22 protein-coding genes and 1 riboswitch are annotated in these 23,906 nt (G+C 70.6%); of the genes, 12 read left to right on the top strand and 10 right to left on the bottom strand.

The genetic code is table 11. The annotated features are described in order from the left end of the window. The first annotated feature begins 11 nt into the window (after window positions 1–11). Genes Q0R13_RS13525 through Q0R13_RS13510 form a run of 4 tightly spaced genes read left to right on the top strand, consistent with a single transcriptional unit; the run spans window position 12 to window position 4,276 of the window. Entirely contained in the window at window positions 12–1,466 is a 1,455-nt protein-coding gene (locus Q0R13_RS13525) for a hypothetical protein (RefSeq protein ID WP_293904753.1), read from the top strand. A 10-nt stretch (window positions 1,467–1,476) separates the two neighbouring features. After that, entirely contained in the window at window positions 1,477–1,893 is a 417-nt protein-coding gene (locus Q0R13_RS13520) for a hypothetical protein (protein WP_293904751.1), read from the top strand. Further along, the gene (locus tag Q0R13_RS13515; RefSeq protein WP_293904749.1) at window positions 1,890–3,278 is read left to right on the top strand and encodes a c-type cytochrome; all 1,389 of its coding nucleotides are present in this window, start codon (window positions 1,890–1,892) and stop codon (window positions 3,276–3,278) included. The genes Q0R13_RS13520 and Q0R13_RS13515 overlap by 4 nt, the downstream gene beginning before the upstream one ends. Window positions 3,279–3,310: 32 nt before the next feature. Next, window positions 3,311–4,276 carry a hypothetical protein gene (locus tag Q0R13_RS13510; protein WP_293904747.1) on the top strand — a complete coding sequence of 322 codons (966 nt, stop codon included), beginning with the start codon at window positions 3,311–3,313 and terminating at the stop codon, window positions 4,274–4,276. 14 nt (window positions 4,277–4,290) lie between these two features. On the opposite strand, the gene Q0R13_RS13505 is transcribed toward Q0R13_RS13510, so the two are convergent. Beyond that, the gene (locus tag Q0R13_RS13505) at window positions 4,291–5,862 is read right to left on the bottom strand and encodes a hypothetical protein (RefSeq protein WP_293904745.1); all 1,572 of its coding nucleotides are present in this window, start codon (window positions 5,860–5,862) and stop codon (window positions 4,291–4,293) included. Window positions 5,863–5,995: 133 nt separating this feature from the next. On the opposite strand from Q0R13_RS13505, the gene Q0R13_RS13500 reads away from it, so the two are divergent. Next, window positions 5,996–7,930, top strand: a complete 1,935-nt coding sequence (locus Q0R13_RS13500) for a hypothetical protein (RefSeq protein ID WP_293904743.1) — start codon at window positions 5,996–5,998, stop codon at window positions 7,928–7,930. A 2-nt stretch (window positions 7,931–7,932) separates the two neighbouring features. Beyond that, entirely contained in the window at window positions 7,933–9,420 is a 1,488-nt protein-coding gene (locus tag Q0R13_RS13495; RefSeq protein WP_293904741.1) for an MBL fold metallo-hydrolase, read from the top strand. 191 nt (window positions 9,421–9,611) lie between these two features. On the opposite strand, the gene Q0R13_RS13490 is transcribed toward Q0R13_RS13495, so the two are convergent. The 3 genes from Q0R13_RS13490 to Q0R13_RS13480 form a co-directional block, all read right to left on the bottom strand. Next, entirely contained in the window at window positions 9,612–10,802 is a 1,191-nt protein-coding gene (locus tag Q0R13_RS13490; protein WP_293904739.1) for a patatin-like phospholipase family protein, read from the bottom strand. A 64-nt stretch (window positions 10,803–10,866) separates the two neighbouring features. Then, on the bottom strand, window positions 10,867–11,655 hold the full coding sequence (locus tag Q0R13_RS13485; protein ID WP_293904738.1) for a cyclase family protein: 789 nt from the start codon (window positions 11,653–11,655) through the stop codon (window positions 10,867–10,869). A 24-nt stretch (window positions 11,656–11,679) separates the two neighbouring features. After that, the gene (locus Q0R13_RS13480; RefSeq protein WP_293904737.1) at window positions 11,680–12,099 is read right to left on the bottom strand and encodes an MAPEG family protein; all 420 of its coding nucleotides are present in this window, start codon (window positions 12,097–12,099) and stop codon (window positions 11,680–11,682) included. A gap of 72 nt (window positions 12,100–12,171) precedes the next feature. Between Q0R13_RS13480 and Q0R13_RS13475 the strand changes: the two genes are divergently transcribed. From Q0R13_RS13475 to Q0R13_RS13460, 4 genes are all read left to right on the top strand, one after another. Further along, window positions 12,172–13,059, top strand: coding sequence for an EamA family transporter (locus tag Q0R13_RS13475; RefSeq protein WP_293904736.1), 888 nt, complete (start codon window positions 12,172–12,174; stop codon window positions 13,057–13,059). Window positions 13,060–13,136: 77 nt separating this feature from the next. Further along, window positions 13,137–14,048 (top strand): DMT family transporter, encoded by a 912-nt coding sequence (locus Q0R13_RS13470; RefSeq protein ID WP_293904734.1) that lies wholly within the window; start codon window positions 13,137–13,139, stop codon window positions 14,046–14,048. A gap of 100 nt (window positions 14,049–14,148) precedes the next feature. After that, window positions 14,149–14,718 carry a hypothetical protein gene (locus Q0R13_RS13465; RefSeq protein WP_293904732.1) on the top strand — a complete coding sequence of 190 codons (570 nt, stop codon included), beginning with the start codon at window positions 14,149–14,151 and terminating at the stop codon, window positions 14,716–14,718. A 21-nt stretch (window positions 14,719–14,739) separates the two neighbouring features. Beyond that, window positions 14,740–15,102, top strand: a complete 363-nt coding sequence (locus Q0R13_RS13460; RefSeq protein WP_293904730.1) for a hypothetical protein — start codon at window positions 14,740–14,742, stop codon at window positions 15,100–15,102. A gap of 152 nt (window positions 15,103–15,254) precedes the next feature. On the opposite strand, the gene Q0R13_RS13455 is transcribed toward Q0R13_RS13460, so the two are convergent. The 3 genes from Q0R13_RS13455 to Q0R13_RS13445 are packed head-to-tail and all read right to left on the bottom strand — an operon-like array spanning window position 15,255 to window position 17,453. Continuing rightward, the gene (locus Q0R13_RS13455; RefSeq protein WP_293904728.1) at window positions 15,255–15,962 is read right to left on the bottom strand and encodes an amino acid racemase; all 708 of its coding nucleotides are present in this window, start codon (window positions 15,960–15,962) and stop codon (window positions 15,255–15,257) included. Continuing rightward, window positions 15,959–16,975 (bottom strand): D-cysteine desulfhydrase, encoded by a 1,017-nt coding sequence (locus Q0R13_RS13450; RefSeq protein WP_293904726.1) that lies wholly within the window; start codon window positions 16,973–16,975, stop codon window positions 15,959–15,961. The genes Q0R13_RS13455 and Q0R13_RS13450 overlap by 4 nt, the downstream gene beginning before the upstream one ends. Before the next feature lie 49 nt (window positions 16,976–17,024). Continuing rightward, window positions 17,025–17,453, bottom strand: coding sequence for a DUF6491 family protein (locus tag Q0R13_RS13445; RefSeq protein WP_293904724.1), 429 nt, complete (start codon window positions 17,451–17,453; stop codon window positions 17,025–17,027). Window positions 17,454–17,554: 101 nt separating this feature from the next. Next, window positions 17,555–17,662: riboswitch (TPP riboswitch) on the top strand. 42 nt (window positions 17,663–17,704) lie between these two features. Between Q0R13_RS13445 and thiC the strand changes: the two genes are divergently transcribed. Continuing rightward, the gene (gene thiC / locus Q0R13_RS13440; protein WP_293904722.1) at window positions 17,705–19,537 is read left to right on the top strand and encodes a phosphomethylpyrimidine synthase ThiC; all 1,833 of its coding nucleotides are present in this window, start codon (window positions 17,705–17,707) and stop codon (window positions 19,535–19,537) included. 136 nt (window positions 19,538–19,673) lie between these two features. On the opposite strand, the gene Q0R13_RS13435 is transcribed toward thiC, so the two are convergent. The 3 genes from Q0R13_RS13435 to Q0R13_RS13425 form a co-directional block, all read right to left on the bottom strand. After that, window positions 19,674–19,886, bottom strand: coding sequence for a hypothetical protein (locus Q0R13_RS13435; RefSeq protein ID WP_293904720.1), 213 nt, complete (start codon window positions 19,884–19,886; stop codon window positions 19,674–19,676). A gap of 105 nt (window positions 19,887–19,991) precedes the next feature. Then, window positions 19,992–22,508 carry an FtsX-like permease family protein gene (locus Q0R13_RS13430; RefSeq protein WP_293904718.1) on the bottom strand — a complete coding sequence of 839 codons (2,517 nt, stop codon included), beginning with the start codon at window positions 22,506–22,508 and terminating at the stop codon, window positions 19,992–19,994. Further along, complete coding sequence (locus Q0R13_RS13425) at window positions 22,505–23,179, bottom strand: ATP-binding cassette domain-containing protein (RefSeq protein WP_293904716.1); 675 nt, start codon at window positions 23,177–23,179, stop codon at window positions 22,505–22,507. The genes Q0R13_RS13430 and Q0R13_RS13425 overlap by 4 nt, the downstream gene beginning before the upstream one ends. A gap of 117 nt (window positions 23,180–23,296) precedes the next feature. Between Q0R13_RS13425 and Q0R13_RS13420 the strand changes: the two genes are divergently transcribed. Next, the gene (locus tag Q0R13_RS13420) at window positions 23,297–23,899 is read left to right on the top strand and encodes a GDSL-type esterase/lipase family protein (protein ID WP_293904714.1); all 603 of its coding nucleotides are present in this window, start codon (window positions 23,297–23,299) and stop codon (window positions 23,897–23,899) included. Window positions 23,900–23,906: the final 7 nt, after the last annotated feature.

Below are 23,906 nucleotides of genomic sequence, written 5' to 3'. Positions count from 1 at the left end.
AGGGACACTGCATGACCACTGACGTGGCGGGGAAGCCGAAACGGCCCTGGTGGCTCATTGTCCTGGGGCTGATCGTGGTGATCGGGCTGGTCGGCTATTCCAGCTTCCGCCTGGCCATGGGGGTCAATCAGCCCCGGGTCTACGCCAACGACGCGGACCATTTCAAATACGGCTCGATCAGCAGCGACGTCGGCGGCCTGCCGTACTGGATCTGGGCCACCCTGCCCGAGGTCTGCCGCGCCCAGCTGCCCGGCGGCTACGCCTCGCTGGGGGTGATCCAGGAGCCCGGCAAGATGACGCCGATCGGCTTCTCGGTGCGCAAGGTGGGCCTGCTGGACCAGGTCGGCCCCAACTGCGCCCTCTGCCACTCCACGCCCGTACGCGAGACCCCGGCCTCGGCGCCGGTGGTCTATCTCGCCGCGCCCGCCCAGCAGCTCGACCTGATGGGCTACTTCGGGTTCCTGTTCGCTTGCGGCAAGAGCGACTCCTTCAACAAGGCCAACGTCCTGGCGGCCATCGCGCGGCACAAGGACCTGAGCTTCCTGGAGCGCCAGATCTATGGCCTGGCGGTGCCGCAGGTGAAGAAGGCGCTGATCACCGGCGGTGAGCAGTTCGACTCCATCGTCGTCGGCCGCCCGCCCTGGGGCCCCGGCCGCGTCGATACCTTCAATCCGTACAAGGTGCTCGTCTTCCACGACGACATGAGCAAGGACAAGTCGATCGGCACCGCCGACTTCATGTCGATCTGGAACCAGCAGTCCCGCGAGGGCCTGTGGCTGCACTGGGACGGCAACAACGACTCCATCGACGAGCGCAACCTGTCGGCCTCGATCGGCGCCGGCGCCACGCCGCTCACCCTGTCCAGCGACCTCAACCTGGCTGGCATCGAGCGCATCAAGCAGTGGATCATGACCCTGCCGCCGCCGCGCTATCCGTTCGCCATCGACTACGCCAAGGCCAACGCCGGCCACGCGGTCTACGACAAGACCTGCGCCGACTGCCACGAACAGGGCTGGAAGAACTACGGCGCGGTGATCCCGACCGCCTACCTGGGCACCGACCCGGAGCGGCAGAAGGCGTTCGACGCCACCATGGCCGGCAAGATGAACACCATCGGCAAGGGCCAGCCCTGGGCGTTCCATCGGTTCCGGCCGACGGAAGGCTACGCCAGCCATCCGCTGGACGGGATCTGGCTGCGCGGGCCCTACCTGCACAACGGCTCGGTGCCGACGCTGCGCGAACTGCTGAGCCCGGTCGCCCAGCGGCGGCCCACCTTCTATCGCGGCAACGACGTGTTCGACGCGGCCAACGTCGGCTTCGTCTCCGACATCGCCCAGCAGGGACCCCGCCGGTACTACGCCTTCAGCACCCAGGACCGGGGCAACGGCAACGGCGGGCACCTCTACGGGGTCGACCTGTCGGCCGGCGATAAGGACGCCCTGATCGAATATCTGAAGACCAAGTGAGGACGCCGTCATGACCGCGCGCACGCTGTTCAAGATCGTTGTCTGGCTTGGCGTCATCGCCAACTGGTCGTTCGGGGTGTGGGTCCTGTTCTTCGACCCGCACAAGCTGCTGAACATGCTGAACCTTGGCGACCAGCAGAGCATCCTGTGGCTCTACAACTACTCGTTCCTGCTGATGATCCTCAGCCTGTTCTACCTGCCGGCCGCCAACGACCCGTTCCGCTACCGGACCAACGCCTGGCTGCTGGTGGTGGGGCGGCTGGTGCCGTCCAGCACCTTCCTGCTGGGGGTGGCGCTGGGCTACATGCCGGAGGGGTTCCTGGGCCTGTTTCTGGCCGACGGCACGTTCGGGGTGATCGAGTTGGTCCTGCTGCTGCAGATCTTCCGCCGCGGGCCGGCGGCGGGTGACTACGGGTACGCAGCTTGAAGGGCCACCGCCTCTTCTACGTCCTGGCCTGGATCGTCGCCGGGCTGATCTTCCTGGGCCCGTTCGGCTACTCGAAACTGTTCCCCAAGCCAACCCACTACGCCTCCGAGGTCGACCACTTCAAATACGGCTCCGTCGGCGTCGAGGCGGCGTCGGGCGTGCCGTACGAGGTCTGGCGGACCCTGCCCGGCATCTGCATGCCGACCGCCCAACGGGCCGCCGGCTACCACGCCTTCGGCTTCCAGTGGGATCCCGGCAAGGCCACGCCGATCGGCATGCCGCTGGAGACCGCCGTGGTGCCGCGCGTCGGCGTCAACTGTGCGCTCTGCCACGTCGGCCGCGTCGAGACCGCCGCCGGTCCGCGCCAGCTGGTGGGGGCGCCCAACACCTCGCTGGACCTGCAGTCCTACCTGCGCTTTCTGTTCCGCTGCGCCTCCAGCCCCGCCTTCAACGCCGACACCATCCTGGCGGAGAACGACCGGCTGGGCGGCCATCTGAACCCGGTCCAGAAGCTGTTCTACCGCGCGGTCATCATTCCCCAGGTCAAGAGCGTGCTGGCCCTGCAGCAGCGCCAGCTCAGCTTCATGGACGGCCAGCCCGACTGGGGCCCCGGCCGCGCCTCCGGCTTCCAGCCGGCCAAGGTCCAGGTGCTGGGCCGCCCCTATGACGGCACTCTGGACATCGTCGACATCCCGCCGCTCTGGGACACCCGCCTGCGCGAGGGCGGCGGCCTGCACTGGGACGGCGCCAACACCTCGATCCACGAGGTGTTCCTGAACTCCGGCATCGGCAATGGCGCCAGCGCCGGCAGCATCAACCGACCCAACCTGCAGCGGATGGAGACCTGGGTCCGCGACCTGCCGTCCGCTCCCTATCCGTTCCCGGTGGACTCCGGCCTGGCCCAGGCCGGCCACGCGGTGTTCGCGGACAATTGCGCGATGTGCCACGCGCCGGGTGGGGCCAAGCTCGGCCAGGTCACGCCGATCGCCTGGCTGGGGACCGACCGCAACCGCCTGGACGCCTTCACCGTGGAGACCCGCGACGCCTTCCTGGGCACACGGGGCTATGCGTGGCGCTACACCCACTTCCGCAAGACCGGTGGCTATGTGGCCGCGCCGCTGGACGGGATCTGGGCCCGCGCGCCCTATCTGCACAACGGTTCGGTTCCGAACCTGGCGGCCCTGCTCAGCGCGCCCGACCAGCGGCCGCTCACCTTCCACCGCGGGGTCCAGGCCTACGATCCGGACGCGGTCGGGTTCGTCAGCGACCGCGGCTATCTCTACGACACCCGCCTGCCAGGCAATGCCGCCACCGGCCACGCCTGGGGTACGGACCTGTCGGCGGCCGACAAGCGGGCGTTGCTGGAATATCTGAAGACGCTTTAGGTCGGCGCCGCCCGGTCGCGGAGGGGAAGAGCATGTTCGGGTCCCAGATCCTCGAGGTCGGCGTCGGCCTGGTGCTGGTGTTCCTGATCTTCAGCGTCATGCTGACCTCGGCCCAGGAGCTGATCGAGAACCGGCTGAAGACCCGCGCCGTCGAGTTCGAACGCGGCATCCGCCAGCTGCTGCACGACACCGAAGGCCGAGGCCTGGTGAAGGAGTTCTATCACCACCCGCTGATCTACCCGATGTTCCGCGACGCCTTCCCCGACCCCGACCTGAAGCACAGCCAGCGCCGCAACCTGCCATCGTACATGCCGGCGGCCAGCTTCGCCCTTGCAGTGCTGGACCTGGAGAGGACCGGCAAGATCACGTCCGTCGACCACCCCGAGGTCTACAGCGTCGTCCAGCAGGCCAAGGCCGCCGTCGGCGACGAAGCAGACCGGGTCCGCAAATATCTGGAGTTCTGGTTCGACAGCGCCATGGAGCGCGTGTCGGGCTCGTACAAGCGCAGCACCCAGGTGCGGGTGTTCGTCCTGGCCATTGCCCTGTCCATCGGTCTCAACGTCAACACCCTGACCATCGCGGAGTCGCTGACGCAGGACGACGCGCTGCGACAGACCGTTGTAGCCCACGCCGAGGCACAGGCGAGGGCCGCCACTCCGGACACACAGGCCGAGACCTTCGCGTCGCTCAAGGCGCGCTACGGAGAGATCGAGAACCTGGGCCTGCCGATCGGCTGGACCGAACGCAACCGCGAACATGTGATGGCCGCCTTCCGCTGCCCCGGCGGTGGCGTCTGCGTCGGCGCCGTCGCCTCGGGCCTCAGCCTGATGGTCGGCTGGCTGCTGACCGCCATCGCCATCAGCCTCGGCGCGCCGTTCTGGTTCGACGTGCTGAACAAGTTCATGGTCCTGCGCGCCACCACCAAACCCTTCGAAAAGACCCCGCCCGAGGCCTCCGAAGACCGCCAGCTCCGCAACGCGAACTCGGCGGCGAAGTAGCGGGCGCCGCCCGCCTACGCGCCGAACAGCCACTTCGAGAGCGCCGCCGGGGTCTCTTTGGCGGTGAAGTAGGTGGTGTGGTAGACGAGCTCCCCCGTGCCGAAGCCGAACACGTCGGTGGGCTGCAGCCGGGGCCCGCGGGTCCCGAACGTGGTCATGGACGGGGTATCGACCACCAAGTCGTTCATCGGACCGATCAGCTGGTCGGTGACCGTGTCCTCCAGCATCTGTTCCAGTTCGTGGGTGATGCCGTGCGCGGGGTCGAACGTCGGCTCGAAGTTGGAGGTGATCGCGAAATATTGCGCCAGCCGGTCCAGGCCGCCCGGCGCGGTGTTCAGCGCGGTGACTAGGTCGCTGCTGGGCTCCATGTCCGCCAGCCCGGGCACCCGGCGATCGTCGATGGCGACGACCGAGAGGTACTGCACGAACTGGCCGACGATGCCGATGACCTGGTTGACCAGGGGGTTCACCGGCGCCCCGACGAGCAGGCCGACGACCCGCGCCGCGGCCATGGCGATGTTCGTGTAGAGGTCGACCAGATTGTGCCAGTTCTCCGGCTCGGCCAGGTGAGTGCCGGCGTTAGTGCAGGCCAGGAACGCCGCCTTGCCCAGCTTGATGTCCGGCCGCTGCGCCGCCAGCAGGGTCTCGGCGAAGGCCCGGTAGACCAGGCCGCCGCGGCTATAGGCCACCGCGTCGATGGTCGAACCCTGCGGCAGCCCCGCCGCCTCCAGCGCCGCCAGCATGTCGGCGGCGTTCTGCGCAGCGCCCACCCCCAGGGTCTTGTGGTCGAAGCCCAGCACCGCGTCGTAGCCGGCCCGCGCCGAGGCCAGGAACGCCTTGCCCTCTGCCGTCAGCAGCAGGTCGCTGTAACTATCGTTGGTGTTGCTGAAGGTGCCGTGCACCATTAGCAGGATCTTGCGCGGCCCCGCGGCCGGAGCCGGCGGGATCGGCGCGCCGCCGGGCGTCCAGGTGTTGACGTCGTCCGAGGCCAGCGAGGTCAGGCCGCCGACCGTCTTGCCCTCGACATGGTCGACGGCCAGGTCCTCCAGCTTGCCGATCACGAACTTCAGCACCCGGGTCCGGACCGCGCCGATCGCCTTCTTGACCACCCAGTTCAGGATCGAGCTGCCCGAGATGTCCGGCAGGTGCAGCGCCAGCGCGCCGGCCGCCGCCGGCGCCGGCGACAGCTGGAAGGTCAGGGTCGCGGCGCCCGGCCCGGACGACGAGGCTATGCCCAGCCCTTGCGGCGCCTTCTTCTGGCGCGACGCGGTATAGTTCCAGGCGAACACCCCGTCGGGGGTTTCCAGCAGCAGCAGCGCGCCTTCGTTCGCGGCGACGTCGACGGACACGGTCACCGGCTGCGCCGATGCGGCGACCGCGGCCAGGGGCGATGGCGTAACGGGCCGCAGGTCGAAGTCGGCGACCAGGGTGAAGCCCGCCGCCAGCAGGCCCTGGCCCAGGGCGGAACGATCGGCCGGCGCGCCCGGGGCGGCCGCCAGCGTAACCTGGGCCGCGGCCCGCGGCGTGACCTGGACATTGGCCGGCGCGGTGACCGTCACCCCTGGGCCTGCACGTACCTGGGCCATCGTCGCCTCCGTCGTCTGTCCGGCCATCCTTGCGCCGCGCGGCGACCCTGTGAACCCCGCGACTGGAAATTGTACGTCGCCGAATTGACACGCCGCGAGCCGCCGCCTCAAGCTGGCCGGGAAGGGGACGGCGATGGAGCAGCTTCCGACAGCGGCCACGTCGGGGCGCGCGGGCTATCCGGTCCCGGCGATGCGGCGCTTCCGCGTCTACGCCTTCGACCCCCTGGCCTCGACCTCGCTGGAGACCGCGATCTTCAACGACGCGGTGATCAGCCTGCCGTGGGAGGAAGCCTGGGAGGCGCCCCTGAGCGTCGGACCGAGCGGCGAATATCTGGAGGTCGTCGACTTCGATCCGGCCAGCGGCCTGTTCTACGCGCCGATCGACCCGAACGACCCGCTGCTGCTGGCCCAGGACGGCCTTCCGCCGTCGGAGGGGCGGCCGCAGTTCCACCAGCAGATGGCCTATGCGGTGGCGATGAAGACCATCCACAACTTCGAGCGCGCGCTGGGCCGCAAGGTGCTGTGGTCGCCGCTGAAGCCCGCCGACGGGAACTATGACGCCCTGGTGGACGACGGCTACGTCCAGAAGCTGCGCATCTATCCGCACGCGCTCCGCGAGGACAACGCCTACTATAGCCCCGACAAGAAGGCCCTGCTGTTCGGCTACTTCCGGGCCGGCGACGCGCCCGGCGCCCGCAGCCTGCCCGGCGGCTGGGTGTTCACCTGCCTCTCGCACGACGTCATCGCGCACGAGACGACGCATGCGATCCTGGACGGCATCCACAACCGGTTCATCGAGGCCTCGACCCTTGATTCCCTGGCCTTCCACGAGGCCTTCGCCGACACCGTGGCCCTGCTGCAGCACTTCACGATGGAGGGCGCGGTGCGCCACGAGCTGGCGGCGCATGGCGGTCAGCTGCGGGTCCGCGACCTGCTGAGCGGCCTGGCCAAGCAGTTCGCCGACGCGCGCGGCATGGCCGGCGCGCTGCGCGAAGGCATCGACGTCGCCGACCCGAAGACCGACCCGGTCAGCGGGGCCTACGCCAGCGCCATCGACCCGCACGAGCGCGGCGCCTTCCTGGTGGCCGCCGTTTTCGATGCCTTCGTGACCATCTTCGAGCGGCGCTCCGGCGACCTGATGCGGATGTTCGCCAACACCACCCAGCCGGGGGCCGACATGCACCCCGACCTGGTGGCGCGGCTGGCGGGCGAGGCGGCCAAGGCGGCCGACCACATGCTGCGTATCTGCGTGCGCGCGCTGGACTATGTGCCCCCGGTCGACCTGCGGTTCGGCGAGTTCCTGCGCGCCATGATCACCGCCGACGCCGACCTGGTGCCGGACGATCCGCTGCGCTACCGGCTGGCCATTGCCGAGGCCTTCCGCCGGCGCGGCATCTTCCCCCACAGCATCGCCTCGATGGCGCCGGACAGCCTGATGTGGGAGTCGCCCGAGATCATCGAGCCGGGGCTCAGCGCCTGCCATTTCAACCCTGCGGTCCGCCTGAACGTCGATCCCGAATGGCGGCGTCCCAAGATCTGGCGGCAGGCGCTGGACAACCAGCAGAAGCTCTGGGGCTGGCTCAGCCGCGAGGCGGCCAAGAACCCCAAGTGGGAGAGCCTGCTGGGCATCCAGCTGAGCGCCGACGCCCCGCAGACCATCGGCCGCTCGCAGCGCACCGGGCTGCCGGCCGTCGAGGTGCACTCTGTCCGCGTCGCCCGCCGCGCCGGCCCGGACGGCCAGGACCTGCGCCAGCTGGTCATCGAGGTCACCCAGCGACGCCGCGCCTTCCTCGACCCCGACGTCCAGGCCCAGGCCGACCGCGGCGAGGCGCGCACCGATCCCACCGACATGGACTTCGAGTTTCGCGGCGGCTGCACTATGCTGGTCGACCTGCGCGACTGGACTATCCGCTACGCGATCCGCAAGAACATCATGGACGACGGGCGCCTGCAGACCCAGCGCGACTTCCGATCCGGGGCGACCGAGGACGCGCTGCGCGCCCTCTACTTCGGCGATCAGGCCAACCGCCCCGGCGCCGAGCCCTTCGCCATGCTGCACCGGGGATGAGCGTGGCCAGCGAACCCCCGATCCCCGCCGCGCCGATCTCCGACGCCGTCACCGTGCGGATGTACAAGGGCCTGCTGGGCGACTGCTTCCTGCTGCAGTTGGCTTCCGCCGCCGGGCGGAGCTTCATCCTGATCGACTGCGGGGTGCTGCAGGGGATCCAGGGCGCCAGCGACCGGATGGTCCAGGTGGCCAACGACATCGTCGCCGCCACGGGCGGGCGCATCGACCTGCTGGTGGTCACCCACGAGCACTGGGACCACATCTCCGGCTTCGCCCACGCCGCCGAGGTGTTCTTCGGCGGTCGGCTGAAGATCGACACCCTCTGGATGGCCTGGACCGAAAACGACGCCGATCCGCAGGCCCAGGGCCTGAGGGCGCGCTTCGACCGGGCCAAGATGGCCGTAGCCGCCGCAGCGACCACCGCCGCCCACCTCGCCGCCCGCGGGGTGACCGGCGCCGCCGAGGTCACCGCCGGCCTGGAGGCGTTCATCGGGCCGGTCGAGCGCGGCCTCGCCGCCGCCGGCGGTCCGCGCACCGGCCGCCAGATCCTGCAGGCGCTCAAGCAGGCGGCCGGCGCGGTCGCCTACCTGGAGCCGGGACAGGTCGTCGCCACCCCGGGCGCGACGCCGCTCAAGGCCTATGTGCTGGGCCCGCCACGCAGCGCGGCGCGGCTGTTCAAGGCCCTGCCGTCGGCCGGCGACAACAAGGAGACCTACCTGGCCGGCGACGGCCTGGACCACGCCGACCACCTGCTGGGCGCGGTCGCCGCCGGGGAGGCCGAGGCCGGCCCTGAGACCCCGTTCCCGCGTCGCTACGAGTACGCCCAGGAAGACGTGGCCCACGGCGGCGATCCCACCCTGGACTGGCTCAAGGCCGCCTATGTGGACGGCCCGGCCTGGCGTCGCATCGACGCCGATTGGCTGGGCGGCGCCGGCGCCCTGGCGCTGAAGCTGGACTCCAACACCAACAACACCAGCCTAGTCCTGGCCTTCGAGACCCCGGCGAAGAAGGTGCTGCTGTTCGCCGCCGACGCCCAGGTCGGCAACTGGCTCTCCTGGTACGACCAGACCTATCCGCCCACCGCGCTTGGTGGCCCGGTCGGCGTCGGCGTCGAGGACATCCTCCTCCGCACGGTGGTCTACAAGATGGGCCACCACGGCAGCCACAACGCCACCCTGGACGCCCAGGGCTTGGAGCGGATGACCGATCCCAGCCTCGTGGTGTTCATCCCGGTGGTCGAGACCGACGCCCGCGCCCAGGGGACCGCCGGCTGGAACATGCCGTTCCCCGACATCCTCAAGCGCGCGCTCGAGCTCAGCAAGGGCGCGGTGCTGCGGGGCGACACCCACGCCGGGAGGGCGCCGGACGGCCGTTCGCTGGGGACCGACGCCGCGATCCTGGCCTGCGTCGGCGAAGACCCCGCCGGCCTGTTCGTCGACTACCGCCTGCCCGCGCCGCTGGTGGGCGCCTTCGCCGCCACCAAGGCCTGAAGGGGCTTCCCGCCGTCAAATCCTTCCCCCTCGGGGGGAAGTGGCCCGACGGCGAAGCCGAGGGTCGATGGGGGGAGTGTGAGAGGAGTCCATCCTACAACTTCCCCCGTTGTCGCCCGCCTGCGGCGTCGGCGACATTTCCCCCGCAAGCGGGGGAAGGCGACCCGCTCAGAGCCGCCGGAACCCTGCGCCTACCAGCGCGCCGCGGCGCCCGGGAAGGTGGGGTCGCCCAGGGTGCATTCCAGGGTCATGGGGTCGGCGCGGATCGGCTGGTTGGGCGCGTCGCCGGCCAGCCAGCGGTCGCCCAGCCACTGGATCCAGGTGACGTCGCTCTGGGCCAGCGCGTCCATCTGCAGGTTCGCGACATAGGCGAACTGATCGACGGTGAGGCCGCCGAAGATCGACCAGGTCGCCGTGTCGGCGTGCCAGATCGGCTGGACCATGGGGTTGAGGCGCACCAGCCGGCCGCCGTTCGGCGGCGGTCCGCCCGGCGGGGTCGGGCCCGGCTGCTGGCCCAGGGCGAAGTAGGTGGTGAAGGTGGCGGCGTCCGGCGGGTCGTCGTTGATGCTGCCGGCCAGCTTCTGGATGTCGCCGAGGAAGCCCGGGCTGTCCCGCGTCTCGACGATCTTCTGCGGCGCGCCATGGCTGTTCTCGGGCGGGACCAGCCGGGTGCTGCCGGTGCCGATGGAGCGCACCTCCAGGTCGGCGGCCTTGACGCCCAGGGCCAGCGCCTCGACCACGCCGGCCAGCATCGGGTTGTTGTAGCCGGCCACCGCGCCGTCCCAGTACCGCCGCGTCGCCGCGTTCGGCTGGGTGGACTGCCGCACGATGGCGGGCTTGTCGAAGTAGATGACCGGCGCGTTGCTGGAGGCATGCACGGCCTCCACAAGCGGCGTGTCGCCGGGCTTGGCGCCGAGGCCGGTGGTGAAGCTGCGGAAGAAGTCCGCCCGCTGGCGGTCGTAGTCGAAGGCGGGGATCAGCACCGCGACCGTCTTTCCTCCGGGCCCGGTCGGCAGCACGGCGTCCAGCGCCGACATCGGCGACTGGCCCTGGACCCCGAACACCTTGTTCAGCCCGACCAGCTTGGCCGCGGCGTCATAGCGGTTGCCCTGCAGCAGCGAGCCGAGCCGGGCGAGGGGGCCGTTCTTCACGAAGATCGCGGTGCGGTTCGCCTCGATGGTGAACAGCTCGCGGATTCGGCTTGGCTTCATGTCTTCGATCAGGCCGCCCAGCACGATCGAGCCGCCCGAATTGGCGACCGCCATATCGTAGGTGGCCAGGACCTCGTGGCCGCTCCTGTCGTCGTGCAGCCGCTCCAGCGCCATGGCCTGCAGCAGCGCCCAGGTGCCGCCGCCATCCAGCGAAAGAATGCGATAGGTCATGCTGCCTCCCGTGGCGCCCGCCCAGGTAGAGTATGCCCGTTGCCGCGCGCGGGGATAGGTCGTCCTAGTCGAAGATCGCCACCGCCCGGATCCAGCCGGCCGAGGCGCCGGCGATCTTCACCGGGAAGCAGGACAGGGTGAAGCCGGTGGCCGGCAGGGCGGCCAGGTTGGTCAGCTTCTCGATCTGGTAGTACTCGCGCAGGCGGCCGGCCTTGTGGCCTTCCCAGATGATCTTCGGGTCGCGGGTTTCCGCCCAGCGCCGGGCCGTGTGCGAGAACGGCGCGTCCCAGGACCAGGCGTCGGTGCCCACCACCTTCACGCCCCGCTCGGTGAGGTAGAGGGTCGCCTCTTCCCCCATGCCGCAGCCCTTGTGGATGAAGCCCGGGTCGCCAAACGCCGCGCCGGCCGCGGTGTTGACCAGCACGATGTCCAGCGGCTGCAGCGTGTGCCCGATCCGCGCCAGCTCGACCTCGACGTCCGCCCCGGTGGCGACGTAGCCGTCGGCGAAATGGCGGAAGTCCAGTTTCACGCCCGGCTGCAGGAAGTATTCCAGCGGCCCCTCGTCGATGGTCGGCGCCGGCCGTCCGCCGCCCGCCGTCGCCTGGTCTGTGGTCGAGTGGAAGTGCCAGGGCGCATCCATGTGCGTGCCGTTGTGGGTCGACAGCGTCACCCGCTCCACCGCCCAGCCCTCGCCGTCCGGCAGGTCGTCGGCCGTCAGGCCCGGGAAGGACTGCGCCATCTGCGCGACCCCTTCCCGATGCCGGGTGTAAGTCACCTGCGGCCGCATGGTGTCGGGGTCGGAGATGATGTCGTTGGTGATCGGGATCGACAGGTCCACCAGCCGCCGGGCCATGCGCGTCTCCTCAGAGTTCCGCGATCAGAATAGGCCCATCGCGGCGTGGATCGCGAGCATCGCCAGCACGATCGACGACAGCATGAAGATCGAGAACCGCACCATGATGGCGTTGACCGTCGCCTGCACCAGGCTGTGGGCGACCCGCAGGCCCACATAGCCCCAGGCCAGCCAGGCGTTCAGCCCGTCGCCATGCCCCGCCACCGCCACCGCCAGGGCGACGGCGTAGAAGATGGTCGGCTGCTCCATCAGGTGGTTGTAGTTGTCGGCCTTCCAGCGGACGTTCGGCGGGATGTTGGCGTTGAACTCCGCCGCCGTGGCGTTGGGGTTCAGCGGAACCTTGGCCGCCTGCATGGCCGGGATCCGGGTGGCGTAGAGCCAGACCCACATCACCAGCGACCACAGGACCAGCGCCACGACCGGCTGCAGGATGGGACTCGGCATCTGAATTTCCCCCGAAGTTTGTGTGGGCCGCAGTGGAGCCTCGCCTCAGCGTGGCCGTAAAGGCCACAGACCTTGACGAATCCTGCCATCCGCCGGTCGATGGCCCGAGGGAGGGTGGCCCTGGACCTGACGGTATTCCTCAGCGTGCTGGCCGCCGCCCTGATGCATGCGGGGTGGAACGCCTTCGTGCGCGTGGGCCTGGACCGGTTCTCCTCGATCCTGCTGCTGTCGATGACCCAGAGCACCCTGGCGCTGCTCCTGCTGCCGTTCGTGGCCGCGCCGGCCCCAGCGGCCTGGCCCTGGGTGATCGCGTCCAGCGTGCTGCACACGGGCTACAAGCTGTTCCTGATCCGCGCCTACCAGCACGGCGACCTGACCCAGATCTACCCCCTGGCCCGCGGGTCCGCGCCGCCGATCGTGGCCCTGGGCGGGGTGCTGCTGTTCGGTGAGCCCCTGAAGCCGACCGGCTGGCTGGCCGTGGGGCTGATCGCCAGCGGCGTCGCCCTGATGGCGCTTCGGGGCGGCGCGGCCGGCCGCCTGCCGACCAGGGCCCTGGCCTATGCCCTGGCCACCGCCGGCTTCGTGGCGTCCTACACCCTGGCGGACGGCCAGGGCGCGCGGATCGCCCTGTCGGCCACCGCCTTCGCCATGTGGATGTTCGTCGGCGACGGCCTGTGCATGCTGACCTACGCCGTCGTCACGCGAGGACCGAAGGCGCCCCTCGCGGTGCTGTCGGAATGGCGCACCGGGCTGCCGGCGGGAGCGCTCTCGCTGGGCTCCTATTGGATCGCGCTCTGGGCCTTCACCCGCGCCCCGGTCGCCCTGGTGGCGGCGCTGCGGGAGACCAGCGTGCTGTTCGCCATGCTGATGGGCGTGCTGCTGCTGAAGGAGAAGGCCGGCCCCTGGCGCTGGGCCGCGGGGCTCTGCATCGGGGCCGGCGTGGTCGCCATGCGCATCTGACGGTTCGGGCGCCTCTACACCCCCCTCGCCATCGTCAGGTTGACGCCGGCCCCCAAGGTCCCGCCTAAGGGGCGCCCGTGAGCGCGCCCGAGCAAACAGACATCGCCGTGCAGGCCCCAACCCCGCGGATCCTGCTGGGCATCGCGCTCAGGGTGGCCGCGATGGCGGCGCTGGCCTGCCTGTCGGCGCTGGTGAAGTGGACCGGCTCGCGCGGGGTGCCGGTCTTTGAGATCATCTTCTTCCGCAACTTTTTCGCCTTCGTCCCGCTCGGCCTCTACGTCTGGCGGACCACGGGGTTCGAGGTGCTGCGGACCCAGCGCCCGGTCGGCCACATGGTCCGCTCGGCGATCGGCCTGGCCGGCATGGTCTGCGGCTTCTCTGCGGTCCAGTACCTGCCGCTCACCGAGGCGACGGCGCTGCAGTTCACCTCGCCGCTGTTCATGACCGCGCTCTCGGCCCTGGTGCTGTCGGAGACGGTCGGCCGGCATCGCTGGGCGGCGGTGGTGGCGGGCTTCATCGGTGTCCTGATCATGGCCCGGCCGATCCCGGGCCAGATCAACGTGTCCGGCGTCACGCTGGGCATGCTGAGCGCGCTGGGCGCGGCCGGGGCGATGGTCACCATCCGCCAGATCGCCGCCACCGAGCGGGGCCCGACCATCGTCTTCTACTTCACCCTGGGCGGGGTGGTGATGGGCCTGGTGGGCTCGGCGTTCCACTGGGTGGTTCCCGACCCGGTGACCCTCGCGGCCCTGGTGGCCGCCGGGCTGATCGGCGGGGTCGGGCAGCTGCTGCTGACCGAGGCGCTGCGCAATGCCCCGGTCGGGGTGATCGCGCCGTTCGACTATACCCAGCTGGTCTGGGCCACGATCATCGGCTTCTTCGTCTGGGGCGAGCTGCCGCATCCGCTGACCCTGGTCGGCGCGGTGATCGTCGCCGGCAGCGGGGTCTACATCCTGCACCGCGAGCTGCGTCGCTTCCGGGCCAGCTGACTCCGGCGTCAGAATTGACACAACTGCGCGACAGGCGGACCCTCGGCTCCTCACCGGCCCGGCGGCTCGCCGCCGTGATCGGGTGTCGGAGCCTGACCCCATGTCCAGAACCGCCCGCCTTCTCGCCCTCGCCGCCGCCGCCGTCGCCGCCCTCGCCTGGGGGTCCTCGGCCGCCGCCGGGGCCATCACCGTGCTGGGCGGCGGCATGGCCAAGGAATGTTCGACCGCCGCGCTCAACGGCGAGTCCGAGGTGCGGTTCGAAGCGGTCTGCACCCAGGCCCTGGAGAACGAGCTGCTGAGCCTGCGCGACCGGGCCGGCACCTATGTGAACCGCGGCGTGCTGAAGCTGCGGCGCAAGGACTTCAACGGCGCCCAGCTCGACTTCAACCGCGCCATCGAGACCAAGCCCGATCTGGGCGAGGCCTATGTGAACCGCGGCGCCGCCGCCGTGGGCGCCCGCCGCTACGCCGACGGCCTCAACGACCTCAACAAGGCCCTGGCGCTGGGCGTCGAGGAGCCGGAAAAGGCCTACTACAATCGCGCGCTGGCCTTCGAGGGCCTGGACAATCTCAAGGCCGCCTACTTCGACTACCAGAAGGCGGTCGAGCTGAAGCCGGACTGGGACCAGCCCAGGAAGGAATTGGCCCGCTTCACCGTGGAACACCACTAGGGCCCACCCGTTGGGTGCACTATGGCTCCCCTCCGCATCCTGGTCCTTGGTCTGCTCTGCGCCGCGGCGGCGACGCCCGCGTTTGCGCAGAACACGCAGCTCGAGCTCGATAACCTGCGCGCCCAGCAGCAGGCCGCCCAGCAACGCGCCATCGCCCAGGCGAACGAGTCGATGGCCCTGGAGGCCCGGCTGCGCGCCGAGCAGGCGGTGGCCGACCTGCGGCTCCAGCGCACGCCGCCGGTCCTGCCCGAGCTGCCCTATGTGACCCCGGCCTCGGATGCGGCCCGCGCCGCCGCCGCGACCGCGACGTACCCCTCGATCCCCGACGCCGCCCTGGCCGACTCCAACCGCAAGGTCCAGGACGCCGCACAGACCCGGCGGTGACGCCATCCCTCCTCTTTAGGGGAGGGCCGACTCGCCGGAGGCGAGCGGGGTGGGGGCCTAACGTCCAAGCGATGAGTTCCCCGATATATCCCCCCACCCTGACCGCTTCGCGGTCTGTCCCTCCCCTGAAGAGGAGGGATGACCGTGGAAAGCTACCCCGGCATGTGCGGCAGCGGGTCCCAGCCCAGGCACACCCCCACGCACCGCCGCGCCAGCAGGTCGCCCGGGTCGATCAGCTCCAGCGTCACGTCCCCGTTGTCCAGCACAAGCGGCACCTCGGTGCAGCCGGCGATTAGCACCTCGGCGCCCAGCTGGCGCAGGGCCTCGGCGTGGCCGGCCATCTCGCGCGTCACGTCGTCGCCCAGGTCGCCGGACTTGATCCGGTAGAGCGTGACCATGAACGCCTCCTGCCGCTCGGGCGGCAGGCTGACGAGGCCCATGGCGCGGGCGGCCAGGTATTCGCGATAGAGCTTCAGCGCCCCCTTGGTCCCCAGCACCCCGGCGCGCATGGCGCCATTGCGGCTGGCGGCCTCGGCGCCCAGGTCGATCATGTCCACCAGCGGCAGGCCGCAGGCCCGCTGGATGGTGTCGGCATGGGCGTGGGCGGTGTTGCAGGGCATCGCCAGCACCTGGGCCCCGGCCCCGGCCAGGGCGCCGGCCATCTCGGCCAGCACGCCGCCGGCCCCGGACCCGGGCACATTGCGGTCGGGCGCCTTGGGGTTGATGTCGACGATCACCCGGATGTGGTCCTGGTCCCGCTCGGCGGGCGTATAGGCCTGCAACTGCGCCAGGAACTCGACGGTCGCCGCCGGGCCCATGCCGCCCAGCACGCCCAGGACCAGTTGGTCGTCGTCGCTCACAGCTTGCCCTCCAGCTCCGTCTGGTAGCCGAATAGCCCCTGCGCGCCGCCGGTGTGCAGGAACACCACCGTCTCGCCATCGAAGGCGCCGGCGTTCGACAGCGCGATCAGCCCCTTCATCGCCTTGCCGGAATAGACCGGGTCCAGCAGGATGCCGTCGGTCCGCGCCGCCAGTTTCAGCGCCTCGATCACCGCCTGGTCGATCAGGCCATAGCCGGTGCCGACATAGTCGCAGTCGGCCACCACCATGTCCCGCGTCACCCGCTCGGCGTGGCCCAGCAGGGCCGCGGTCTCGACCGCCAGCTTGAAGACATTGGCCTCCTGGGCTTTCTTCGGCGCGCGCACGCCGATGCCCAGCACCGGAATGTCGGCGCCCATCACCGCCAGCCCGGCCACCAGGCCGGCGTGGGTGCCGGCGCTGCCGGTGGCGGTGACGATCCGGTCGATCTCCAGGCCAAGCTCGTTCGCCTGGGCCACCAGTTCGAACGCGCACTCGGCATAGCCCAGCGCCCCGATGGCGTTCGAGCCGCCGCCGGGGATCACATAGGGCCGCCCGCCGGCGTCGGCGACCTGCGCCGCCACCTTGGCCAGCTCGAGGCTCATGTCGGTCCCGCCCGGCACGGTGCGCAGCGTCGCGCCCAGCAGCTCATCCAGCAGGACGTTGCCCGAGCGGTTGTAGTCGACGGCGTTGGAGCCGGTCCGCGCCTCCAGGACGATCTCGCACTTCATCCCGAACTTCGCCGCCGCCGCCGCCGTCTGGCGGACGTGGTTGGACTGGATCGCGCCCTGGGTGACCAGGGTGTCGGCGTCGTTGGCCAGCGCGTCGCCCAGCAGAAATTCCAGCTTGCGGGTCTTGTTGCCGCCGCCGGCCAGACCGGTGCAGTCGTCGCGCTTGACCCACACCGCCGGACCCCCGCCGCCCGGGCGGGCCAAGTGTTCCGTCAGCCCGGGCAGGGGCTCGAACGGCGTCGGCAGGTGGGCGAAGCGGATCGGGTTGAAGCGCGCGAAATGCATGCCCGCCTTTAGCGCGCCCTCAGGCGAAGTGGAACCAGGACCCTCAGCCTTATGGCTTCAACTTCTTGGGCAGGGCCGCGACCTCTTCCGGGCTCATCTTGACGATCGACTGCACGATGCACTGGGTCGTGAAGCCGCTGCGCGAGATCGCCAGGTCCATGTCGATCGGCTTGCAGATGATCTGGCTGCCCGGCGGCTCACGGGTGATGATCGGGTCGGACGACACCGCCCCGCCCAGGCAGGCGCCGCCCACGGTCACGCGGTAGGTCGACTTGTTGCCGCCGTCGATCAGCAGCGTCTGCCGGTCGGCGATGGTGTGGTTGCGGATGTCGTGGGCGCGGATGCACTGTCCGCTGGGCAGGCCGGTCCCGGCCGGCGGCGGCGGGCCGAGCGGCGAGGGTTTCTCCGGCCGGGCCGCGACGGCCACGGTGGAAATCGCGGCCGCGCTCGCGACCAGGGCGATGATCGCCAATTTCATCGGCGTAACTCCTTCAACGTCCCACGTTAATGCATGATACGCCGGCGCGGGTTCAACGTCTTCATTTTGGGTGGCGAGGACCACGGTTCGGGCCTAACCTCCAGACCTCCTCGGGGGGCCGCGCATGAGCGGCTGAGAGGTGGGTGAGCCCACGACCCGTCGAACCTGATCCGGGTCATGCCGGCGAAGGGAAGGGCCCTTGGCGTTCCGACCTGACGCCCGTGATCCGTGCAAGATGCGGAGCGGTCAAGATGAACAAGCCTGTCAGCAAGCTGGCGCCCGGCGCCATCCCCACCGGCGAACGCCCGGGGTCGAAGAAGGTCTACCAGCCCGGCGTGCTGTGGCCCGATATCCGCGTGCCGTTCCGCGAGGTGGCGGTCCACCCCTCGGCCAACGAGCCGCCGCTGACCCTCTACGACACCTCCGGCCCCTACACGGAGCCGACCGCCACCATCGACATCGAGAAGGGCCTGTCGAAGGTCCGCGAGCCCTGGGTGGTTTCCCGCGGCGACGTCGAGATCGTCGAGACGCCGCGCGAGGTGAAGCCCGAGGACAACGGCTTCGCCAAGGGCGAGCACCTGGCGCCGCAGTTCACCGCGCCGCGCCGCGTCTACCGCGCCAAGGCCGGCGGCAACGTCACCCAGCTGGAATACGCCCGCCGGGGGCTGATCACCGCCGAAATGGAATATGTCGCCATCCGCGAGAACCTGCGCCGCCAGCAGGGCGACGCCTTCATCCGCGACGGCGAGAGCTTCGGCGCCGAGATCCCCGACTTCTGCACGCCGGAGTTCGTGCGCGACGAGGTCGCCCGCGGCCGCGCCATCATCCCGGCCAACATCAACCACACCGAGCTGGAGCCGATGGCCATCGGCCGCAACTTCCTGGTCAAGATCAACGCGAATATCGGCAACTCGGCCGTGCTTTCGACGGTGGCCGACGAGGTCGACAAGATGGTCTGGTCGATCCGCTGGGGCGGCGACACGGTCATGGATCTCTCCACCGGCCGCAACATCCACAACATCCGCGACTGGATCGTCCGCAACGCCCCGGTGCCGATCGGCACGGTGCCGATCTACCAGGCCCTGGAAAAGGTCAACGGCGTCGCCGAAGACCTGAACTGGGAGGTGTTCCGCGACACCCTGATCGAACAGGCAGAGCAGGGCGTGGACTACTTCACCATCCACGCTGGCGTGCGCCTGCCGTTCATCCCGCTGACCGCCAAGCGGGTCACCGGGATCGTCAGCCGCGGCGGCTCGATCATGGCCAAGTGGTGCCTGGCCCACCACCGCGAGAACTTCCTCTACGACCACTTCGAGGACATCTGCGAGATCATGAAGGCGTACGACGTCTCGTTCTCGCTGGGCGACGGCCTGCGTCCCGGCTCCATCGCCGACGCCAACGACGAGGCGCAGTTCGCCGAGCTGCGCACCCTGGGCGAGCTGACCAAGGTGGCCTGGAAGCACAATGTGCAGGTGATGATCGAGGGCCCCGGCCACGTGCCGATGCACAAGATCAAGGCCAACATGGATGAGCAGCTGAAGCACTGCCACGAGGCCCCGTTCTATACGCTGGGCCCGCTGACGACCGACATCGCGCCCGGCTACGACCACATCACCTCGGCTATCGGGGCGGCGATGATCGGCTGGTTCGGCTGCGCCATGCTCTGCTACGTCACGCCCAAGGAGCACCTGGGCCTGCCCGACCGCCAGGACGTCAAGGACGGGGTGATCGCCTACAAGATCTCCGCCCACGCCGCGGACCTCGCCAAGGGCCACCCGACGGCGCGGGCCTGGGACGACGCGCTCTCCCGCAGCCGCTTCGAGTTCCGCTGGGAGGACCAGTTCAACTTGGGCCTAGATCCCGAGACGGCGCGCGAATACCACGACGAGAGCCTGCCGAAGGAGGCGTTCAAGACCGCCCACTTCTGCTCCATGTGCGGCCCGAAGTTCTGCTCGATGAAGATCAGCCAGGACATCCGCGACCAGGTCCGCACCCAGAACGAAGTCGACACCGGCATGGCCGAAATGGCCCAGAAATTCCGCGACGGCGGCAGCGAGATCCTGGTGCCTGTTTCCCTCCCTTAATGGGAGGGACAGCTCGCCGAAGGCGTGCAGGGTGGGGAAGTGTGGGCCGGAGTACGCCGACGGAGCTTGATCGCGGGCTCCCCACCCCGCTCGCCCGCGGCGAGTCGACCCTCCCCATAAAGGGGAGGGATGGACTTCAGTCCCCCGCCTTCACGGCCGCGCCCTTCGGGCGCCAGACCCGGACGGCGACCGCGACGGCGACCGAGCCCAGCACCGCGATGGCGGCGCCCAGCCACTGGGTCGCGTCCATGCCGGCGGCGGCATAATGGCCGGTCATCGCGCCCGAGACGAAGACGAGGCCGGCCGAGCCCCATTCGGTCAGGTCTCTCTGGGTGATCTCGAGGGACATCTGCCCACTCCCGGTCCGGCGTTTCGACGACGCCAGCTTTCCCGCATTTCGAATGCCAAAGGCTTACCGAAACCGCGATGCGACACTGTTGCGCAGGCCTCGCGGTCACTCGCTCCGCAGCGCCGGGGCCGGTCGTTTCGACAGCGCCTGGAACGAGGCCAGCACGCCGCCGACCCCGGCGATGGCCGACGCCCCGCCGAGCAGCAGCGCCATCTCCGCCCAGTCCACGGCCCACTTGGCCTCGAACACCCTGACCACCACCGGCCAGGCGGCCAGGTAGCCCAGCCCGACCCCCGCCGCCCCGGCGATCAGCCCGACCAGCCCGTACTCGAGCACATAGGCGCTCAGCACCTGCAGCCGTGAGGCGCCCAGCACCTTCAGGATCGCCGCCTCCCGCGTGCGTTGCTGCGCCCGCGCCGCGATGGCGCCGGCCAGCACCAGCAGCGCCGCCACCAGGGCCACGGCCGCCGCGCCGCGCACCGCCAGGGCCACGCGGTCGAACAGGTCGGTGGCGGCGTCCAGCTGGTCGCGCACGGAGATCACCGTCACCTCCGGGAACTTCGCGCCCAGGCCCTGGGTGACGCGGGCTTCCTCGGCCTTGCTGGCCTTGGCGATGGCGACCTGCACGGGCTGGGCGCCCTCCAGGGTTTTGGGCGTCAGCACCAGGGGAAAGCTGGCGCCGAAGGCGCCGAGGTCCACGCGCCGGATCACCGCCACCTTGGCCACGATGTCGCGGCCCAGGATCGATATCGTGATCGTGTCGCCCAGGCGGACCTTTGCCGCCCGCGCCGGGTCCTCGGCGATGGCGACCAGGGGCGGACCCGCATAGTTGGCCGGCCACCAGTGGCCCTCGATGATGCCTGGGTTCGGTGGCTCGGGGCCCAGCGCCGACAGGCTGATGTCGTTGTCGAAGGCCCAGCGCCCCTCGGCGCCCAGCTTCGCGGTCACCACCGGCCGGCCGCGCACGGCGATGATGCGGCCGCTGAGCAGCGGCGCGCGCAGATAGGTGTCGGCGGTCGGCGTGTGGCCCAGGCCGCGGGCGATCTCGGCGTCGAACTCCGGGACCCGGTCGCCCGGGATGCCGGCGAAGATCATGGCCGGCGCGGTCTGTGGCGCCACGACCGAGATCTGCCGCAGCAGGCTGGACTGGATCAGCACCACCGCGGCCAGCAGGGCGACGCCCAGGCCGATGGCCGGCGCCGCTGTCCGCGCCGCCGAGTGCGGCCCGGCCAGGTTGGCCAGCGCGATCCGCATCGCGCCCCGGGTCCCGCCGCGCAGCCGCCCGGCCAGGCTGGCCGCGCCCAGCCCGAAGGCCCAGAGCAGCGCGAAGGCCACGGCCACCCCGCCGATCATCAGCCCGGCCGCCAGCGGGGTCGGCGCGGTGACGATCGCCAGGGCCGCCAGCCCGCCCGCGCACAGCAGCGCCCCGATCATCTCCGGCCCGAATCCCAACCGCCCGGTCAGGTCGCTGCGGTACAGGCTGGCCGGCGGCGTGGTCCGCGCCCGCGCCAGCGGCGCCAGCGAAAACGCCGCCGCCGACAGCAGGCCGAAGGCCCCGGCCTTGATCAGCGGCAGCGGATAGATGGCGAACAGCGCCGGCACCGGCAGCTGGCCCTGGAAGGCCGCGCCCATGGCCAGCGGCGTCGCCCCGCCCACCACCACGCCGATGGTCACCCCCAGCAGCGCCAGCAGCCCGATCTGGGCCAGGTAGGTGTCGCGCACCAGGCCGCTCTCGGCGCCCAGCGCCTTCAGGGTGGCGATGGCCGGCTTGCGGCTGTCCACATAGGCGCTGACCGCGCCGAACACGCCCAGGCCGCCGGCCACCAGCGAGGCCAGGCCGATGAAGCCCAGGAAATACTCCAGCTGGTCGATCATCCGGCTGATCCCGGGCGCCGCGTCGTTGCGGTCGCGCACCCGCGACACGCCCTTCAGCTCGCGCTGCAAATCGGTTTTGGCCAGCGCCAGGGGATACTGGGGCCGCAGCGCGATCCGCACCGTCTCGCCGAACGGCAGGCCGGGGATCAGGAACCCGCCCTGTTCCAGCGCGCCCGGCCGGGTCAGCACCCGGGGCCCGATGGCGAAGCCGCGCGACAGCCGGTCGGGCTCCTGCTCGAGGATGGCGTTGGCGCGCACCGAGACGTTACCTACCAGGAACCGGTCGCCCAGCTTCAGGTGCAGCCGGTCCAGCACGCCCTGCTCCACCACCGCGCCCCACACGCCGTCGCGCACGCTCAGGGCCTCGGCCAGGGACTTCGCGCCGCTGATGGTGACGGCGCCGGCCAGCGGATAGGCCCCGTCCACGCCGCGCAGCTCCACCAGCCGGCGGTCGCCGCTGGGGGCCTGGGCCATGGCCGGGGAGGCGACCGCATAAGTCACCCGGCCCATGCGCGCCAGGTCGGCCCGCTCCGCCGGCTCGAAGCGCCGCTGCCGCAGCGAGACGGAGAGGTCGCCGCCCAGGATCTCGCGCGCCTGGCTGGCCAGGCCCTGGCGGAACGCCTCGGCCGTCGAGCTCGCCGCCGCGATGGCCGCCACCCCCACGGCCAGGCAGGCCAGGAAGATCCGGAAGCCCTTGACGCCGCTGCGCAGCTCCCGCGCCGCGAACCGCAAGAAGAGTGGCGTCATGCGGGCCCCGGCCCTTGAGACACCTGGTGTCCGTCGCGCAGGGTCACCACCCGCTGCGCGCGCGCGGCCAGCGCCGTGTCGTGGGTGACCATCAGCAGCGCCGCGCCGGTCTGCTCCACCAGCTCGAACAGCATGTCCGCGACCAGCCGCGCATTGGCGCTGTCCAGGTTGCCGGTGGGCTCGTCGGCGAACAGCAGCGCGGGCTTGGGGGCCAGCGCCCGGGCCAGGGCCACCCGCTGCTGCTCCCCACCGGAAAGCTGGTGCGGATAGTGCCGCGCCCGCGCCGACAGGCCCACCCGCGCCAGCCACGCGCGGGCCTCCTCCATGGCGCCGGGCCGGCGCGCGATCTCCAGAGGGGCGGCCACGTTCTCCTCGGCTGTCATGTTGGGCAGCAGGTGGAAGGACTGGAACACCAGGCTGACGCGCCCGCGCCGCAGCTTGGCGCGGCCGTCCTCGTCCAGCTTGCTCAGGTCCTGGCCGAACAGCTCGACCCGCCCGGCGCTGGGTCGCTCCAGCCCGGCGGCGACGGCGATCAGCGACGACTTGCCCGACCCCGACGGCCCGACCAGCGCCACACGTTCGCCCCCGCCAAGGGTCAGGCTCAGGTTGCGCAGAATCTCCACCGGCCCCGCGGCCGATGGCAACGTCAGCCCCACATCATCGAGCACCAACGGCGGTAAATCGTCCAAATCAGGCCTCGGCAATTGAGCGGCGCGTCACCTCCCTTACATAGGACGTTCATGGCCATGCCAAGACATACCCGCCGCGCCCTTTTCGCATGGCCGCTCATGGCCGCCGCCGGGCCGGCGCTCGCGCGGCCGTCCAGGGCCGCGCGGCCCAAGGTGGTGACCATGCTGGGCGACTCGATCACCGCCGGTCTGGGCCTGCCCGCCGCCGCCGCCCTGCCGAACCAGCTGCACCTGGCCCTGGCTCGGCTGGGGGTTCCCAATGTCGTGCGCGCCGCCGGCGTCAGCGGCGACACCACCCGCGGCGGCCTGGCCCGGGTCGACTTCAGCGTCCAGACCGACACCGACCTGGCCATCGTCGCCCTGGGCGGCAACGACCTGCTGCAGGGCCAGGACACCGCCGGAACCCGCGCCAACCTCGACGCCATCGTGCGCAAGCTGCAGGCCCGCCACATCCGCGTGCTGATCGCCGGCATCGCCGCGCCGCAGGCGGTCGGCGGCGCCTACGCCCGCGACTTCAACGCCGCCTTCGAACGCGTCGCCAAGACCCACAGCGTGCCGCTCTATCCCGACCTGATCGACGGCGTCGGTCGCCGCGCCGACCTGAAGCAGCCCGACGGCATCCACCCCAATGCCCAGGGCGTCATGGTCATCGCCGCCCGCCTGGCCCCCATCGTCGCCAAGGCCCTGACCGCGGGGCGGTAGCGCTAAC

The organism is Phenylobacterium sp. (assembly GCF_025351295.1).
Taxonomy (GTDB): Bacteria; Pseudomonadota; Alphaproteobacteria; order Caulobacterales; family Caulobacteraceae; genus Phenylobacterium.
The sequence above is the reverse complement of the archived record's forward strand: the minus strand, read 5'-3'. Positions and strand labels throughout refer to the sequence as shown.

What these genes read in the sequence shown, in the direction of transcription:
- Q0R13_RS13525 (WP_293904753.1), top strand. Translation starts at nt 12, where the DNA reads ATGACCACTGACGTGGCGGGGAAGCCGAAACGGCCCTGGTGGCTCATT.
- Q0R13_RS13520 (WP_293904751.1), top strand. Translation starts at nt 1,477, where the DNA reads ATGACCGCGCGCACGCTGTTCAAGATCGTTGTCTGGCTTGGCGTCATC.
- Q0R13_RS13510 (WP_293904747.1), top strand. Translation starts at nt 3,311, where the DNA reads ATGTTCGGGTCCCAGATCCTCGAGGTCGGCGTCGGCCTGGTGCTGGTG.
- Q0R13_RS13505 (WP_293904745.1), bottom strand. Translation starts at nt 5,862, where the DNA reads ATGGCCCAGGTACGTGCAGGCCCAGGGGTGACGGTCACCGCGCCGGCC.
- Q0R13_RS13500 (WP_293904743.1), top strand. Translation starts at nt 5,996, where the DNA reads ATGGAGCAGCTTCCGACAGCGGCCACGTCGGGGCGCGCGGGCTATCCG.
- Q0R13_RS13490 (WP_293904739.1), bottom strand. Translation starts at nt 10,802, where the DNA reads ATGACCTATCGCATTCTTTCGCTGGATGGCGGCGGCACCTGGGCGCTG.
- Q0R13_RS13485 (WP_293904738.1), bottom strand. Translation starts at nt 11,655, where the DNA reads ATGGCCCGGCGGCTGGTGGACCTGTCGATCCCGATCACCAACGACATC.
- Q0R13_RS13480 (WP_293904737.1), bottom strand. Translation starts at nt 12,099, where the DNA reads ATGCCGAGTCCCATCCTGCAGCCGGTCGTGGCGCTGGTCCTGTGGTCG.
- Q0R13_RS13465 (WP_293904732.1), top strand. Translation starts at nt 14,149, where the DNA reads ATGTCCAGAACCGCCCGCCTTCTCGCCCTCGCCGCCGCCGCCGTCGCC.
- Q0R13_RS13460 (WP_293904730.1), top strand. Translation starts at nt 14,740, where the DNA reads ATGGCTCCCCTCCGCATCCTGGTCCTTGGTCTGCTCTGCGCCGCGGCG.
- Q0R13_RS13450 (WP_293904726.1), bottom strand. Translation starts at nt 16,975, where the DNA reads ATGCATTTCGCGCGCTTCAACCCGATCCGCTTCGCCCACCTGCCGACG.
- Q0R13_RS13445 (WP_293904724.1), bottom strand. Translation starts at nt 17,453, where the DNA reads ATGAAATTGGCGATCATCGCCCTGGTCGCGAGCGCGGCCGCGATTTCC.
- thiC (WP_293904722.1), top strand. Translation starts at nt 17,705, where the DNA reads ATGAACAAGCCTGTCAGCAAGCTGGCGCCCGGCGCCATCCCCACCGGC.
- Q0R13_RS13435 (WP_293904720.1), bottom strand. Translation starts at nt 19,886, where the DNA reads ATGTCCCTCGAGATCACCCAGAGAGACCTGACCGAATGGGGCTCGGCC.
- Q0R13_RS13430 (WP_293904718.1), bottom strand. Translation starts at nt 22,508, where the DNA reads ATGACGCCACTCTTCTTGCGGTTCGCGGCGCGGGAGCTGCGCAGCGGC.
- Q0R13_RS13420 (WP_293904714.1), top strand. Translation starts at nt 23,297, where the DNA reads ATGGCCGCCGCCGGGCCGGCGCTCGCGCGGCCGTCCAGGGCCGCGCGG.